General features: G+C 66.5%; 1 protein-coding gene. It reads left to right on the forward strand.

Annotated features, from left to right (window positions below):
• Positions 1-242, forward strand: a 242-nt coding sequence (locus JJL56_RS34190) for an NAD(P)/FAD-dependent oxidoreductase (protein WP_425599149.1), incomplete at both ends; no start/stop codon positions are given.

Raw genomic sequence — 242 nt, forward strand, 5'->3', positions numbered from 1 at the left:
CAAGGACGGCGAGAAGACCGGCAACTACACGCCGGGCATGGAGTTGCACGCCAAGCAGACCATCTTCGCCGAGGGCTGCCGCGGCTCGCTGACCAAGACCCTGTTCGAGCGCTTCGACCTGCGCCGCGACGCCGATCCCCAGACCTACGGCATCGGCATCAAGGAGCTGTGGGAGGTTGCGCCGGAGAAGTCGCAGCCCGGCCTGATCGTCCACACCATCGGCTGGCCGATGGACCCCAAGA

Source organism: Azospirillum aestuarii, assembly GCF_016632405.1.
Classification (GTDB): domain Bacteria; phylum Pseudomonadota; class Alphaproteobacteria; order Azospirillales; family Azospirillaceae; genus Azospirillum; species Azospirillum aestuarii.